Annotated in this window: 11 protein-coding genes and 1 pseudogene; 6 read left to right on the top strand and 6 right to left on the bottom strand. The window is 65.9% G+C overall.

The genetic code is table 11. From position 1 onward, the window contains the following. The first annotated feature begins 200 nt into the window (after nucleotides 1-200). The 4 genes from gspC to gspF are packed head-to-tail and all read left to right on the top strand — an operon-like array spanning nucleotide 201 to nucleotide 5,823. Complete coding sequence (gene gspC, locus VNJ47_03255) at nucleotides 201-1,079, top strand: type II secretion system protein GspC (protein HXG27848.1); 879 nt, start codon at nucleotides 201-203, stop codon at nucleotides 1,077-1,079. Next, nucleotides 1,076-3,112 (top strand): type II secretion system secretin GspD, encoded by a 2,037-nt coding sequence (gspD, locus tag VNJ47_03250; protein ID HXG27847.1) that lies wholly within the window; start codon nucleotides 1,076-1,078, stop codon nucleotides 3,110-3,112. The genes gspC and gspD overlap by 4 nt, the downstream gene beginning before the upstream one ends. Nucleotides 3,113-3,116: 4 nt before the next feature. Further along, nucleotides 3,117-4,595 carry a type II secretion system ATPase GspE gene (gene gspE, locus VNJ47_03245; protein HXG27846.1) on the top strand — a complete coding sequence of 493 codons (1,479 nt, stop codon included), beginning with the start codon at nucleotides 3,117-3,119 and terminating at the stop codon, nucleotides 4,593-4,595. Between the two features lie 13 nt (nucleotides 4,596-4,608). Next, nucleotides 4,609-5,823, top strand: coding sequence for a type II secretion system inner membrane protein GspF (gspF, locus tag VNJ47_03240; protein HXG27845.1), 1,215 nt, complete (start codon nucleotides 4,609-4,611; stop codon nucleotides 5,821-5,823). A 94-nt stretch (nucleotides 5,824-5,917) separates the two neighbouring features. Here gspF and plsX read toward each other — a convergent pair whose 3' ends face one another. The 3 genes from plsX to VNJ47_03225 are packed head-to-tail and all read right to left on the bottom strand — an operon-like array spanning nucleotide 5,918 to nucleotide 7,721. Further along, on the bottom strand, nucleotides 5,918-6,979 hold the full coding sequence (plsX, locus tag VNJ47_03235) for a phosphate acyltransferase PlsX (GenBank protein HXG27844.1): 1,062 nt from the start codon (nucleotides 6,977-6,979) through the stop codon (nucleotides 5,918-5,920). Between the two features lie 37 nt (nucleotides 6,980-7,016). Beyond that, nucleotides 7,017-7,196: a 50S ribosomal protein L32 gene (gene rpmF, locus VNJ47_03230; GenBank protein ID HXG27843.1), complete on the bottom strand. Its 180-nt coding sequence runs from the start codon at nucleotides 7,194-7,196 to the stop codon at nucleotides 7,017-7,019. A 21-nt stretch (nucleotides 7,197-7,217) separates the two neighbouring features. Beyond that, on the bottom strand, nucleotides 7,218-7,721 hold the full coding sequence (locus VNJ47_03225; protein HXG27842.1) for a YceD family protein: 504 nt from the start codon (nucleotides 7,719-7,721) through the stop codon (nucleotides 7,218-7,220). 144 nt (nucleotides 7,722-7,865) lie between these two features. Between VNJ47_03225 and VNJ47_03220 the strand changes: the two genes are divergently transcribed. Next, nucleotides 7,866-8,498 carry a Maf family nucleotide pyrophosphatase gene (locus VNJ47_03220; protein HXG27841.1) on the top strand — a complete coding sequence of 211 codons (633 nt, stop codon included), beginning with the start codon at nucleotides 7,866-7,868 and terminating at the stop codon, nucleotides 8,496-8,498. A gap of 266 nt (nucleotides 8,499-8,764) precedes the next feature. On the opposite strand, the pseudogene VNJ47_03215 reads toward VNJ47_03220, so the two are convergent. The 3 genes and pseudogenes from VNJ47_03215 to VNJ47_03205 form a co-directional block, all read right to left on the bottom strand. Beyond that, nucleotides 8,765-9,643 (bottom strand): annotated as a pseudogene (locus VNJ47_03215) (LTA synthase family protein). Between the two features lie 823 nt (nucleotides 9,644-10,466). Beyond that, on the bottom strand, nucleotides 10,467-11,171 hold the full coding sequence (locus VNJ47_03210; protein ID HXG27840.1) for an HAD-IA family hydrolase: 705 nt from the start codon (nucleotides 11,169-11,171) through the stop codon (nucleotides 10,467-10,469). 2 nt (nucleotides 11,172-11,173) lie between these two features. After that, nucleotides 11,174-12,145 carry an RluA family pseudouridine synthase gene (locus tag VNJ47_03205; GenBank protein ID HXG27839.1) on the bottom strand — a complete coding sequence of 324 codons (972 nt, stop codon included), beginning with the start codon at nucleotides 12,143-12,145 and terminating at the stop codon, nucleotides 11,174-11,176. Between the two features lie 433 nt (nucleotides 12,146-12,578). On the opposite strand from VNJ47_03205, the gene VNJ47_03200 reads away from it, so the two are divergent. Then, nucleotides 12,579-14,158, top strand: a 1,580-nt coding sequence (locus VNJ47_03200; protein HXG27838.1) for an Rne/Rng family ribonuclease, incomplete at its 3' end; no start/stop codon positions are given.

The raw sequence follows: 14,158 nt of genomic DNA, 5'->3' as shown, positions 1-14,158 counted from the left end.
CTTGGGCTTGTCGACCGCAACCGCCAGTCCATCCTCGTGATCCTGCTTGGGTCCGCTCATGGCCGTATTTTATCCCACAGTCCAAAGACCGTCCGGAAGCCCTTGGGTTTCCTGAATATTTACGCTTGTGCGGGCCTCCGGGCGGTAGGTATGATGCGGGAGACTAGAAGCAGCCCGGCCCACGGGTGCGAGGGGAGACGATGCGCAGAGACCGACTGCAGGCGCTGGCGCCGTATGCGCGCCATTTGCCGCTCGCCTGCAACCTGCTGCTGGTCTTGCTGATCGCCGCCAGCCTGGCGCGCATGGCCTGGCTGCTCTACCCGCTGCCCAAGGACCGTTTCGACCTGCCGCCCCCCGCACCGCTGCCCACGCACAGCGGTGCGCTGCCCAAGGTCAACCTCGAGCAGATCGCCGCCGCCAACCTGTTCGGCCAGCGCCAGGCCACCGGCACCGCGGCCCCCGTCGACGCGCCAGAGACCGCCCTCAACCTCAAGCTCAAGGGCATACTGGCCTTTGGCAGCGAAACCGCTTCGCGCGCGCTGATCGCCGACGCCTCCGGCAGGGAGAAGCCCTATGCCGTGGGCGATGACGTGCCCGGCGGCGCGGTCCTGAAAGCCATCCATGCCGATCGCGTGATCCTGGAGCGCAGCGGGCGCTTCGAGACCCTGCGGCTGGAGCGCAACAAATCCGGCGGCAGCGCGGCCGCCAACTACAGCCCACCGGCCGTGGCGCCCACCGCGACCGCTGGCGGTACCGGCGGCGAGGCCACTACTCTGGCCGAACTGCGCAACGAACTGCTGCGCGAGCCCGGCAAGGCCTCGCAGTACGTGCGACTGCAGCCGGTCTATTCCGACGGCAAACTGCAAGGTTACCGCCTCTATCCCGGTGTCAATCGCGCCCTGTTCCAGCAGGTCGGGCTGCGCGCCGGCGAGATGGTCACCAGCGTCAATGGCGTACAATTGGACGACGCCGCCAAGGCGCTGCAGCTGCTGGGTGACCTGAGAGAAGTCAGCGAACTGACCCTCACCCTGGATCGTGGTGGTGAAACCCGTACCCTCAACCTGAACCTCAACCAATGAATACATCCTCCGTGCTGCGCGTATTCCGGCATTCGGTCCTGGCGTTCGCCCTGAGTGCGCCGCTCGGCATCACAGCGGCCCAAGAAACGGCGACCCTGAATTTCGAGGACGCCGAGATCAGTGCGGTGATCGCGACCGTCAGCGAGATCACGGGGCGCAATTTCATCGTCGACCCGCGGGTCAAGGGCAAGGTCACCGTGCTGTCCCCGACACCGCTCGCCCCGGATGCCGTGTACGAAGCCTTCCTGTCGATCTTGCAGGTGCACGGCTTCGCCGCGGTACCGGTCGGCGACGTGATCAAGATCGTGCCCGAAGCCGAGGCGCGCCAGGGCGGCGCCCGCGCGCAGGCGCGAATCGCCAGCGACGACATCGTCACGCGCGTGATTGCGATCGAGAACGTCTCCGCCGTGCAGCTGGTCCCGATCCTGCGCCCGCTGGTGCCGCAGTACGGCCATCTGGCCGCCTATCCAGGCTCGAACATGCTGATCATCTCCGACCGTGCCTCGAACGTGGATCGCATCGAGAGCATCATCCGTCGCATCGACCAGACCAGCGACCGCGAAATCGAGGTCATCAAGCTGGAGAATGCGGCCGCGGCAGAAGTCGTGCGCATGGTGACCAGCCTGACCCAGGAAACCAAGAAGGCCGACCCCACGGCCGCCCAGGTCAGCGTGGTGGCCGACGAACGCACCAACAGCGTACTGATCGGCGGCGACAAGTCACAGCGGTTGGCGGTGCGCGCCATGATCGCTCAACTCGACACCGCTACCGACATCGAGGGCTACACGCAGGTCATCTACCTGCGCTATGCCGAGGCAGAGCAGCTGGCACCGGTGCTGGAAGGCTATGCCGCGCAAGCCAGTCAGACGGCCGCTGCCGGCGGTGCGCCCGGCGCTGCCGCCGCGGCTGCTCCAGCCAACCGCACCGGTGGTCAGAACGAATACCGCATCATCCCCGAACCGGGTACCAATTCGCTGGTCATCACCGCACCGCCCAAGACCATGCGCGCGCTGCGCTCGGTCATCGAGCAGCTCGATATCCGCCGTGCCCAGGTACTGGTGGAGGCCATCATCGCCGAGGTCAGCGAGAGCAAATCGCGCGAGCTGGGCGTGGATCTCGCTGCCTTCGAGGAAGGCCGCATCGCCTTCGCCAGCATCCTGAATCCCAGCACGCTGACGGCCATCGGTACGGCGGCCGCTTCCGGCAGTGGCGCCTCGGCGCTGGGCCTGCTGTCCCAAGGCATCACCGCCGGTGTGGGCGGCGAATCCGGCGGCACCTCGATCGCCGCGATCATCAAGGCCCTGGCCGGTGACGGCAAGACCAATATCCTGTCCACGCCCAGCCTGGTGACCATGGACAATGAAGAGGCCGAGATCTCGGTCGGCCAGGAAGTCCCCTTCCTGACCGGCTCCTTTACGAACACCGGCACCGGCGGCGGAACCGGCACCGTGAACCCGTTCCAGACCATCGAGCGCAAGGACGTCGGCCTGACGCTCAAGATCACCCCGCAGATCAACGAAGGCGACAACATCAAGCTCAAGATCGAGCAGGAGGTATCCAGTCTCACGGCCAGCGCCCTGCGCGCCGTCGATCTGATCACCAACAAGCGCACGCTCAACACCTCGGTGTCGGTCGGCAACGGCGACATCCTCGTGCTGGGCGGCCTGATCGACGACAATGTCACGGAGAACCGCAATCAGGTCCCGGTGCTCGGCAGCATCCCGTTCTTCGGCGAGCTGTTCAAGTCGCGCAAGGTCACCAAAGACAAGCGCAACCTGATGGTCTTCATCCGTCCGACCGTGTTGCGCGAGCCGACGGTGGCCGACTACTACACCCGCCGCAAGTACGATTACGTGCGCGGCATCCAGCTGGAGCAGCAGCAGCGTGGCATTCCGCTCATGGGCCAGGAAAACGTACCGGTGACACCGCCGATCGAGCAGCTCAAGAAAGACAGCCCGCAGCCGACCAGACCGCCGGCCGCCGGCACGACCGCGCCAGCCAAGCCGGCCACGCAGCCCGCTGTCAAACCCTGAGCGCATGGCGGTCACCCTCAAACGTCCGCCGTTCGCCTTCGCCAAGCGTCATGGCGTCCTGGTCAGCCAGGACATGGGCGACCATTACGAGGTGATCTGCCGCGAGGGCACCAGCGTGCAGAGCGCAGCCGAGCTGCGTCGCTTCCTGGGACGACCGATCAAACTGCAACAGGTACCGGCACAGCAGTTCGAGTCGCTGCTGCAGAGCAGTTACCAGGAGGGTTCCGGGGAGGCCATGCAGATGATGCAGGGGCTGGACGAGGATCTCGACCTGGCGTCGGTGGCGCAGCAACTGGCCGAGCCCGAAGACCTGCTCGAAAGCCAGGATGACGCGCCGATCATCCGCCTGATCAACGCCCTGCTCACTCAGGCGATCAAGGAAAACGCCTCCGACATCCATATCGAGCCGTTCGAGAACCGCCTGACCGTGCGCTTCCGCGTGGATGGCGTGCTGCGCGAGGTGCTGCTGCCGCCGCGCGCGTTGGCGCCGTTGATCGTGTCGCGCATCAAAGTCATGGCGCGGCTCGACATCGCCGAGAAGCGGCTGCCGCAGGACGGGCGCATCTCGCTGCGCGTCGCCGGCCGCGCCGTGGACGTGCGCGTGTCCACCATCCCGGCCGGGCATGGCGAGCGCGTGGTGCTGCGCCTGCTCGACAAACAGGCCGGACGCCTCGACCTCGAGCAGCTCGGCATGTCGGCCGGCGATCAGGAGAAGATGGACCGGCTGATCCGCAAGCCACACGGCATCATCCTGGTCACCGGCCCGACCGGCTCCGGCAAGACCACCACGCTGTACGCCGCGCTGACGCGCATCAACGACCGCACACGCAATATCATGACGGTCGAGGACCCGATCGAGTACTACATCGACGGCATCGGCCAGACCCAGGTCAACACCAAGATCCAGATGAGCTTCGCGCGCGGGCTGCGCGCGATCCTGCGCCAGGACCCGGACGTGGTCATGGTCGGCGAGATCCGCGATTTGGAGACCGCCGAGATCGCCGTCCAGGCCTCGCTGACCGGCCATCTCGTGCTCTCGACCCTGCACACCAACACCGCGGTCGGTTCGGTGACACGCCTGCGCGACATGGGTGTGGAGCCCTTCCTGCTGGCGTCGAGCCTGATCGGCCTGCTGGCGCAGCGTCTGGTGCGACTGCTTTGCCCGGACTGCAAACAGCCCTACGAGGCCGATGCCAGCGAGTGCCGCGCGCTGGGCGTGAGCGAACAATCCAAAGCGATCATCTACCGCGCGGTCGGCTGCGACAAGTGCCGTCAGACGGGGTATCGTGGCCGCACCGGCATCCACGAACTGGTCGAGGTGGATGAAACCCTGCGCCGCATGATCCACGACAACGTGGCCGAAGCGGACATGGAGGCCTATGCGCGCAAATCCTCGCCTAGCATCCGCCAGGACGGACAGCGCAAGGTGCTGGCCGGCCTGACCACGCTGGAAGAGATCCTGCGCGTGACGCGCGAGAACTGACCGCCGCCATCGCATGGGTGCCTTCGAATATACCGCCCTCGACGAGCGCGGCCGCCAGAAACGCGGCCTGCTGGAGGGCGACACGCCGCGCCAGGTACGCCAGCAGTTGCGTGAGCAGGGCCTCACCCCGCTGGAGGTACGCGAAGTCGGGGCCAGCACCGACCGCCGCCGCCGATCGCGGCTATTCGGCAGCGGCATCGGCAGTGCCGAGCTGGCGCTGCTCACACGCCAGCTCGCCACGCTGTGCCGTTCCGGCATGCCGGTGGAGGAAGCGCTGCTGGCCGCCTCGCAGCAGACCGAAGGCACCCGCCTGCAGGGCATTCTGCTGGGTGTGCGCTCACGTGTGGTCGAAGGCCGTGCCCTGGCCAGTGCCATGGGCGAATTTCCCCACATTTTCCCGCAGATGTACGTGGCCACAGTGGATGCAGGCGAGCGCTCGGGCCACCTCGACGAAGTCCTGGAGCGGCTGGCCGACTACACCGAATCGCGCCAGGACCTGCAGCGCAAGGTGCAGGCGGCGTTGTACTACCCGGCCTTCCTGATCGTATTCGCGGTGGCGGTGGTCAGCTTTCTGATGGTCAAGGTCGTCCCCGACGTGGTCGAGGTGTTCCAGAGCGTGGATGCCCGGCTGCCGTTGCTCACACGCATGATGCTGGCCCTGAGCAGCTTCCTGAAAAGCTTCTCCTGGCTGCTGGTGCTGCTGGCTATCGGTGGTACGCTCGGCCTGCGCGCCGCGCTGCGCAACGAGGCCAGCCGGCGCAAGATCCACCGCTGGCTGCTCGGTTTGCCGGTGATCGGCCGGCTGGTGCGTGGGGTGAACACCGCACGCTTCACGCGCGCGCTCAGCATCCAGGTCGGTAGCGGCGTGCCAGTGCTGGATGCCATGCGCATCTCCGCACAGGTGATCACCAATCTGCCGATGCGCGAGTGTGTCGAAGAGGCCGCCCGGCGCGTGCGCGAAGGCGCGGCCGTACACCGCGCACTGGCGGCGGACAAGCTGTTCCCACCGATCACCCTGCACCTCATCGCCAGCGGTGAGGCCTCGGGTCAGCTGGACAAGATGCTCGAGCGCGCGGCCCAGGACCAGGAGCGTGAAGCGGAAACACTGATCACGGCGATGATGGCCCTGCTCGAGCCGGTGATGATCCTGGTGATGGCGGGAATCGTGCTGGTGATCGTGCTGGCGATCCTGCTGCCGATCTTCGACCTCAACCAACTGGTCAAGTAGGTTTCGCGCAGCGAAACCTATCCCGGCGCAAGCCGGGATCCAGAGAGTTCATGCGCAGCGAAACCCATTCCGGCACAGGCCCGAATCCTGCAGTCTAAGCCGACAGCGTCGTGGCCGCTGACGCGGCCGACGACTGTGGACGCTCACCGAGCAACTCCGCCAGCCGGTGGCCAATGCGGCGGGGTACCGATTTTTCCACCTCGATCAACGCCACGCGGATGGCGCTGGCGAAGGATACGGCGTCTGCGCTGCCGTGGCTCTTGATCACGATGCCGTTCAGGCCCAGGAAACTGGCGCCGTTGTAATGTCGCGGGTCGACGCGGTCCTTGAAGGCCCTGAGCACGGGCATCGCGGTCACCGCCATGGACTTGGTGAGCAGGTTCCGCGAGAACTCTTCCTTCAGGAACTGGCCGATGAGCTTGGCCACGCCCTCGCTGGTCTTGAGCGCGACGTTGCCGACGAAGCCGTCGCACACCACCACGTCCACGTCGCCCAGGTAGATGTCGTCGCCCTCGACGAAGCCGATGTAGTTGAGCGAGCTGGCGGCCAGCAGGCGGGCGGCCTCCTTGATCTGCTCGTTGCCCTTGATTTCCTCCTCGCCGATGTTCAGCAGCGCGACCTTGGGGCGCTCGATCCCATTGACTGCGGTGGCGAGTACCGAACCCATGACCGCGAACTGGAACAGATGCTCCGGTTCGCACTCCGCGTTGGCGCCCAGATCGAGCATGTGGGTATGGCCGTTGGCGGAGGGAATCGCGGAAATGATCGCCGGCCGGTCGATGCCGGGCAGCATCTTGAGTACGAAGCGTGCCGTGGCCATCAACGCCCCGGTGTTGCCGGCGGACACGGCGGCGGCGGCACGGCCCTCTTTGACCAGGTCGATGGCCACGCGCATGGAAGAATCCTTCTTGCCGCGCAGCGCTTTGGACGGCAGCTCGTCCATCTCCACTACCTGCGAGGCGTGCTGGATGACGACACGTGGGCCCAGAACCAGCCCGGCTCTGCGGGCGGCTGTTTCCAGAACCGGCCGGTCGCCGACAAGGATCAGACACAGTTCGGGGTGGCGTTCCAGCGCGATACGCGCGGCCGGTACCACGACCGCATGGCCGTGGTCCCCGCTCATGGCATCCAGGGCGATGGTGACCGCTTCGGGCATTGGATCCAACGGGCACCACCGGGCGGCGCCCGTCACATCAGGCGTTCTTCGGCTTGATGACCTGGCGGCCGCGGTAATAGCCGTCCGGGCTTACGTGGTGGCGGCGATGGGTTTCGCCACTGGTCGGCTCGATGGAGAGGGTCGGCGCCGACAGCGCGTCGTGGGCGCGGCGCATGCCGCGCTTGGAACGGGTCACTCGGCTTTTCTGTACGGCCATGGTCGGCGCTCCTGTCTGGATCTATATCCTGAGTTGCTTAAGTATAGCGAAGGGGCTGTCCCGCTCCCCACTCTCGGCCACCGGCCCTTTCCCAGCCCGGTCACCGCACTCCGTCCCCGGCGGATGCCGGGGCACCAGCGGCAGGGCGAGAATCAGTTCGTCCTCGATCAGTTCGAGCACGCCAAGGCTCTCGCCGGCGAGCACGTAGTCGGCATCCTCGGACAGCGCCGCCGCGGCCTGCTCGCTGGCAGCGAGGAACAGACCGAGCGTGGCGTCCACTGGCCAGACCAGCGTGCCCAGGCAACGCTCGCAGCGCAGAACCAGATCGGCATGAAGGCGGCCCTCTAGCCAGTAGCGTCCCTGGGCATCCAGGCAGAGAGTCAGGTCGGCACTGGCCTCGCCGGCCGGCTGCGGCGCCAGCTCGCCCAGCCGCAGCAGTCGCTTCAGCGGCAGTGTGCCATGCAGCCGCCCGCCATCTGCCAGCAGCTGGTCGGGCGCAATCCGGTCCGGCAGGACCCCAAACATAGGGGCGCGATGATAGAGGCGCGCCTGGGCAAAGTCAAAGGATTCTGCAGTCGCAAGCGCAGCATAAGCGGCTGAATTGCTTGACTTCCAGCTCCGCCTTCGCTATCAAGCCTTGCCCTGCGACCCAAGCCCGTCAGCCCCCGCATGACCGAGTACCCGCGCCTCATCCTGGGTTCCAGTTCCCCGCACCGGCGGCTTCTGCTGGCGCGCTTCGGGGTACCGTTCGAAGTGTCGGTACCGGACATCGACGAATCCGCCCTGCCCGGCGAGCGGCCGGAAGCGCTGGTCGACCGGCTGGCCCGCGCCAAGGCCGCTGCGGTGGCCGCGCGCCACCCGGACGCGATTGTCATAGGCTCGGACCAGGTGGCGGTGCTCGACGGTCAGATCTACGGTAAGCCGCATACGCATGCACGCGCCGTGCAACAACTCAGTCGTGCGGCCGGCCGCACCGTACATTTTCTGACCGCGGTCTGCGTGATGGCGCCCGGTGGCCGGGTGGTGGGCTGCGAGACCGTGCCGACTGCCGTCCACTTCCGCCCGCTCAGCGCGGACGAAATCGAAAACTACTTGGCGCAGGAATCGGTGCTGGCCTGCGCCGGCAGCTTTCAGTCCGAGGGCCTGGGCGTCAGCCTGTGTGAGTCGATGCGCAGCGATGACCCGACCGCACTCATAGGGCTGCCCTTGATAGCGGTACGCCGCCTGCTCGCCGAGGCCGGTCTGCCGATTCCGCTGCCCGCGCGTGCCATGGAGAGTGCCACGTCGTCCGGCAACCGGTAACGCTTCTCGCTGTAGGCCCAGGATGCCCACAGCAGATGGGCCAGTGCGTCGCGCTCGAGCTCGGCATCGTGCGGCGCGGGTACCAGACCAGTGTCACGCCAGTAATAGGTGCCCACCTTGCCGCCGGGCTCGTGGATCGCCACCTTGTCACCAACCCGAAAGGCGTTGTTCAGCCCATATTGCATGATGCTGCGCCCCGGCATGTGGGGAGGCAACTGCAGCAAGTCGCGTCCGATCATGGGATGCTGTGTCTCGATTCCCATCAGGTGCAGTAGTGTGGGGGCCAGGTCGATCTGGCTGGCCAGCTGTTCGTAACGTCGTTTGGGCACGCCCGGTCCGATGATCAACGCGGGTATATGGAACCGGTCGATCGGCACCAGACCCGCACCCTGCACCCGTGTATCGTGGTCCGCCACGATCAGGAAGAGGGTATTCTTGTAATAAGGCTCCTGACGTGCCAAATCGAACAGCTTGCCGATCGCGTAATCGGCAAACTTCATGGCGTTATGGCGGTTATTGGCCGGCTGCTCGTGCAGCTGGATGCGTCCCTCCGGATACTCGAACGGCGAGTGATTGGTGGTGCTCAGCATCAGTGCAAAAAACGGCCGCTCACCATGTGACTTGAATATTTCGTTGGCCTTGACCACCAGGTCTTCGTCCGAGACCCCCCAAGTCCCGAGAAAGGTGGGATTCTCGAAATCATCCTGGTCGATCACCCGATCGAAGCCGTTGCGCAGGAAGAATCCCGCCATGTTGTCGAAGTTGCTGACGCCGCCGTAAATAAACTCGGTGGCGTAGCCATGCGCTTTCAGCAGTTCCGCCAGGGTAAAGAAATCGCGCTGCGCCTCGTTGAGCTTCAGCACACTCGGCGCGGGTGTCGGGGGAAAGCCCGTCACCAGCGCCTCCAGTCCGCGCACCGTGCGCGTGCCAGTGGCATACAGCTGGGTAAAGAACAGACCCTCCTGACTCAGACGATCCAGGTTGGGCGTCAGGGGCAGGCCGCCCAGGCTGCCGACGAAGCGCGCGCCCAGGCTCTCCTGCACGAAGATGACGAGATTGGGAGGGGTTGCATCGACCTGCGGCAGATCGTGCAGACGGAGTGTGGGGATGTCACGACTCTGAAACCCCGATACGGCGGGCACCATGTAGCGCCGTACACGGGCAAGCATCTCCTCGACAGACATGTGGCCATCGTAAACCCTGGCTGCGTCTTCCTCGTGCTTGAGATTGTAGATTGCGTACAGCAGCGAGTAGCTCGAATTCAGAGCCAGATCGTTGGCCAGGTGATCGCTGCTGAAAGACGCGGTGCTGATATTGACCGGCCGGTGACCCAGGGTTGATCTTGCGCCCAGCACCAGCAGCAGGAACACCAGTGGAAGGACTGCCATGCGCTTCCACCAGGCCCAGTCCTGGAAGTGCTGCTGCCAGCGGCTGACCATGCGCCAGAAGATATACGTGAGCAGAAGCACCAGGCTGGTGCCGATCGTCATGATCGGCAGGTAATCCTTCGCCAGCGTGGTAAAGACCTCGCGCGGATAGACCAGGTATTCGAAGAAAACCCGGTTGGGCCGCACATCGTACTCGTCGATGAACGGTATCGTGGCGATCTCCATGTAGATCACGAAGCCGGCCAGCAGGGTCAGCAGCACCGGGATCAGCCGCGAACGGATGCGCTGCCCGGGCAGCGCGAGCAGCACGACGGCCGGCAGCATGAGCAGGACGCAGAGGGTAATGCTGTCCATGCGCAGGCCGATCGGAAACATCCTCCAGACGTTTTCGACCGCCATCAGGCGATCGCTGTGCAGCGCAAACAGGACGATGCGGCTGAAAGACAGCCACAGCATGCCGACGATGAAGATAGAGAACAGGAAGCCAACGGGGCCAGTGGTCCGAAGTAAGCGCTTGCAGGAATCCATCATGGTCTGTCCGGGTCAATCTCACCTAACAGGAAACGTCTGCCTCCCCTGGTCAGTGGCCCGATGCGCGCGAATCGGGCCACAAACGGCTGCGGCCGGCAGCACGGGCCTGCAGCCACTCGATCAGATCCGGGACCGAGGGCAGAACCGTATGCGCACCGGCGCGGATCAGCCGCTCGGGCTCGTGCACGCCCCAGCCTACACCCAGCGCCGGCACGCCGGCGCTGCGCGCCATCGCCATATCGTACTCCGTGTCGCCGACCATGAGCGCACGCTTCGGCTCGACGGCGCACTCCCACAGGATTTCTTCGATCATCTGCGGACTCGGTTTAGACGCGCATTCATCCGCGCAGCGGCTGCTCACGATCAGCGGCGCAAGGCCGGTCTCGGCCAGCGCCCGCTCCAGACCGCGACGGCTCTTGCCGGTGGCCACTGCCAGGCGATAACCGCTGCCCTGCAGATGCCGCAATGTCTCGTGCACACCCGTGAACAGCGCAGCCTCCGGTACCGGCGGATTGAGGAAATGCTGCCGGTATTGCGACAGCAGCCGCAGCGTCGCGGCGGTGTCGAGTTCCGGATACAGCCGGGCAAAGGCGTCGTTCAGCCCCAGGCCGATCAATTCGCGCAATTGATCGTCCGTGCGCGGCGGCAGGCCCAGCCCGTGGATCGCGTGCTGCATGGCGGCGACGATGTGGCCGGCCGAGTCCATGAGCGTGCCGTCCCAGTCGAACACGATCAGGTCGAGATCGGCGCGCACGCTCAGCCCCCGATGCGATCGAGGAAAGCCTGCAGGTCCGCCGCCAGTGGCGCCCGTACCGCCAGCCGGCGGCCCAGTACCGGCAGGTCCGCGCTCAGCGATTCCGCGTGCAGGAACATGCGCTTCAAGCCCCACTCGCGCAGCCGGCGGTTCACTTCAAAATCGCCGTACTTGCCGTCCCCCGCCACCGGGTGTTGCAGGTGCGCGGCGTGTACGCGGATCTGGTGGGTGCGTCCGGTATAGATGCGAACCTGCATCAGGCTCAGCGCGATGCCGCCCGGCAGCCGCAGCACCTGTCCGGGAATGAAGCGGCTGCGAGCCGCGCGGCCATCGGCGGCAGTCTGCACCTTGCGCTCGCCGCCCTGCCCCCGGTTCTTCGCCAGCGCTTCGTCCACCTCGCGTGCGCTCCCCTGCCAGGCACCGACCAGGAGCACGCGATAGAGCTTCTCCGCCCGGCCCTCGCGCAGCGCGGCATGCAACGCGGTGAGCGCGGCCCGGCTGCGCGCCACCACCAGGCAGCCGCTGGTCTCGCGGTCGAGCCGGTGGCCGAGCTCCAGGAACGCATCCTGCGGGCGCGCCTGGCGCAGCACTTCGATCAGGCCATAGGCCACGCCGCTGCCGCCGTGCACCGGCAGATCCGGCGGTTTGTTCAGTACCAGGAAGTGTTCGTCCTCGTGGCAAACGGCGGCACGCACACGCTGCAACAGTTCATCCGGGGCACGGCGCGGCTGGCTGGCGGCGGTGGCCACCACCGGCGGCAGTCGCAGCTGGTCACCGGCCTGCAGCTTGCGGTCGGGTTTGACCCGACCGCCATTGATGCGCACTTGGCCGCTGCGCAGCAGGCGGTACACATGGGAACGGGGTACGCCCTTGAGCGTGCGCAGCAGGTAGTTGTCCACGCGCTGCCCGGCGTCGCGCTCGGCGATCGCCACGTAGCGAACCGTAGGTGGATTGCGCGCGGTCATCGCGGGCATTTGGCGGCGGCCCCGGATTCGTACCGATATGTGCCTGTATATACAGGGAAAACCAAGTGTGGCACAATGAGTCGTCCTTGCACGACAAGGGCATGGTTGCACGCCGGCCCGCACAGGCGGTACGGCGGCACGGAAACGGCCGGTGGCTGTATTCGGCCGCAGGCGTTCGCGGGCGCGTCATGCGAGTTTAACAGAGCACCCCTGATCGCCGCCTCGCCACGACCGGTTCCGCGACAGTCCGAATGGATTTTTCATCAACCGGCGCCACCGTCGTCACCGGCGCCCCAGGTTCAGCGACACACAACGGACAACGTGAACATTCTGTTCCACATCGCCGTTCTGCTGCTGCCTCTGATGGGCGATCGCCGGCTGCCTGCTTTGCGGGCGGTCACAGCAACCGGTGGGGGTCGAGCGCCCCGAGAGCACCCCACCCATGAAACGCATCCTGATCAACGCGACGCAGCCGGAAGAGCTGCGCGTGGCCATCGTCGATGGCCAGAAACTCCACGACCTGGACATCGAAGTTCCCTCCAAGGAGCAGCGTAAGTCCAACATCTACAAGGGCCGCATCACGCGCGTCGAGCCCAGTCTCGAGGCGGCCTTCGTCGATTACGGCGCCGACCGGCACGGCTTCCTGCCGCTGAAGGAGATCGCGCGCTCCTATTTCCGCGGCAATCCCGGCTCCGGCCGTATCAACATCAAGGAAGTGCTGAGCGAGGGTCAGGAGCTCATCGTCCAGGTCGAGAAGGAGGAGCGCGGCAACAAGGGCGCCGCCCTGACCACCTTCATCAGCTTGGCCGGCCGTTACCTGGTGCTGATGCCCAACAACCCGCGCGCCGGCGGCGTCTCGCGCCGGGTCGAGGGCGAGGAACGCAGCGAGCTGCGCGAGGCCATGGGCGAGCTCAACATCCCGGCCGGCATGGGTGCCATCGTGCGCACCAACGGCGTCGGCCGCAGCACCGAGGAGCTGCAGTGGGACCTCGACTACCTGGTGCAGCTGTGGGAGTCGATCGAGAAGGCCGCCGGCGAGCGCAAGGCGCCGTTCCTGGTCTACCAGGAAAGCAACATCATCATCCGTGCGCTGCGCGACTACTTCCGCAAGGACATCGGCGAGGTCATCGTCGACAACCCGAAGATCTACGAGGAAGCGCGCGAGTTCATGCAGCAGGTCATGCCGCATAGCCTGGCGCGGCTGAAGCTCTACACCGACGACATCCCGCTGTTCTCGCGCTACCAGGTCGAGAGCCAGATCGAGACCGCCTTCCGGCGCGAGGTGCGCCTGCCCTCCGGCGGCGCGCTGGTCATCGACCGCACCGAGGCGCTGACCTCGATCGACATCAACTCGGCGCGCGCCACCGGCGGCGCCGGTATCGAGGAGACCGCGTTCAACACCAACCTCGAGGCGGCCGAGGAGATCGCCCGACAGCTGCGCCTGCGCGACCTCGGCGGCCTGATCGTGATCGATTTCATCGACATGAACTCGGGCAAGAACCAGCAGGAGGTCGAGAACCGCCTGCGCGAGGCCTGCGAAGTGGACCGCGCGCGCGTGCAGATCGGCCGCATCTCGCGCTTCGGCCTGCTGGAGATGTCACGCCAGCGGCTGCGACCCTCGCTGTCGGAGTTCAGCCACATCGTGTGCCCGCGCTGCAACGGTCAGGGCAACATCCGCGGCGTCGAGTCGCTGGCGCTGTCGGTGCTGCGCCTGGTCGAGGAAGAGGCGATGAAGGAGCGTACCGGGCGCATCGTCGCCCAGCTGCCGGTGCCGGTCGCCACCTTCCTGCTCAACGAGAAGCGCGGCACCATCGCCGCCATCGAACAACGCAACGCCGTACATATCACGCTGGTGCCCAATCCCGACTTCGATACCCCGCTGTACGAGATCAAGCGCATCCGCGATGACCAGCTTGCCGCCCCCGGCAACAGCGAAGTCAGCTACAAGATTCCTTCGGAACTGCAGGCGGAGACCGTGGACAGCTACCTGCCGGCGCCGCCACGCGCGGTGGTCACGGAGGA

The sequence above is a fragment of the Nevskiales bacterium genome, from assembly GCA_035574475.1.
In the GTDB taxonomy this organism is placed as follows: domain Bacteria; phylum Pseudomonadota; class Gammaproteobacteria; order Nevskiales; family DATLYR01; genus DATLYR01.
This window is presented reverse-complemented; position numbering and strand designations above follow the sequence as displayed.

Coding starts and splice junctions, on each gene's coding strand:
- gspC (HXG27848.1), top strand. CDS start 201: ATGCGCAGAGACCGACTGCAGGCGCTGGCGCCGTATGCGCGCCATTTG.
- gspD (HXG27847.1), top strand. CDS start 1,076: ATGAATACATCCTCCGTGCTGCGCGTATTCCGGCATTCGGTCCTGGCG.
- gspE (HXG27846.1), top strand. CDS start 3,117: ATGGCGGTCACCCTCAAACGTCCGCCGTTCGCCTTCGCCAAGCGTCAT.
- gspF (HXG27845.1), top strand. CDS start 4,609: ATGGGTGCCTTCGAATATACCGCCCTCGACGAGCGCGGCCGCCAGAAA.
- plsX (HXG27844.1), bottom strand. CDS start 6,979: ATGCCCGAAGCGGTCACCATCGCCCTGGATGCCATGAGCGGGGACCAC.
- rpmF (HXG27843.1), bottom strand. CDS start 7,196: ATGGCCGTACAGAAAAGCCGAGTGACCCGTTCCAAGCGCGGCATGCGC.
- VNJ47_03225 (HXG27842.1), bottom strand. CDS start 7,721: ATGTTTGGGGTCCTGCCGGACCGGATTGCGCCCGACCAGCTGCTGGCA.
- VNJ47_03220 (HXG27841.1), top strand. CDS start 7,866: ATGACCGAGTACCCGCGCCTCATCCTGGGTTCCAGTTCCCCGCACCGG.
- VNJ47_03205 (HXG27839.1), bottom strand. CDS start 12,145: ATGCCCGCGATGACCGCGCGCAATCCACCTACGGTTCGCTACGTGGCG.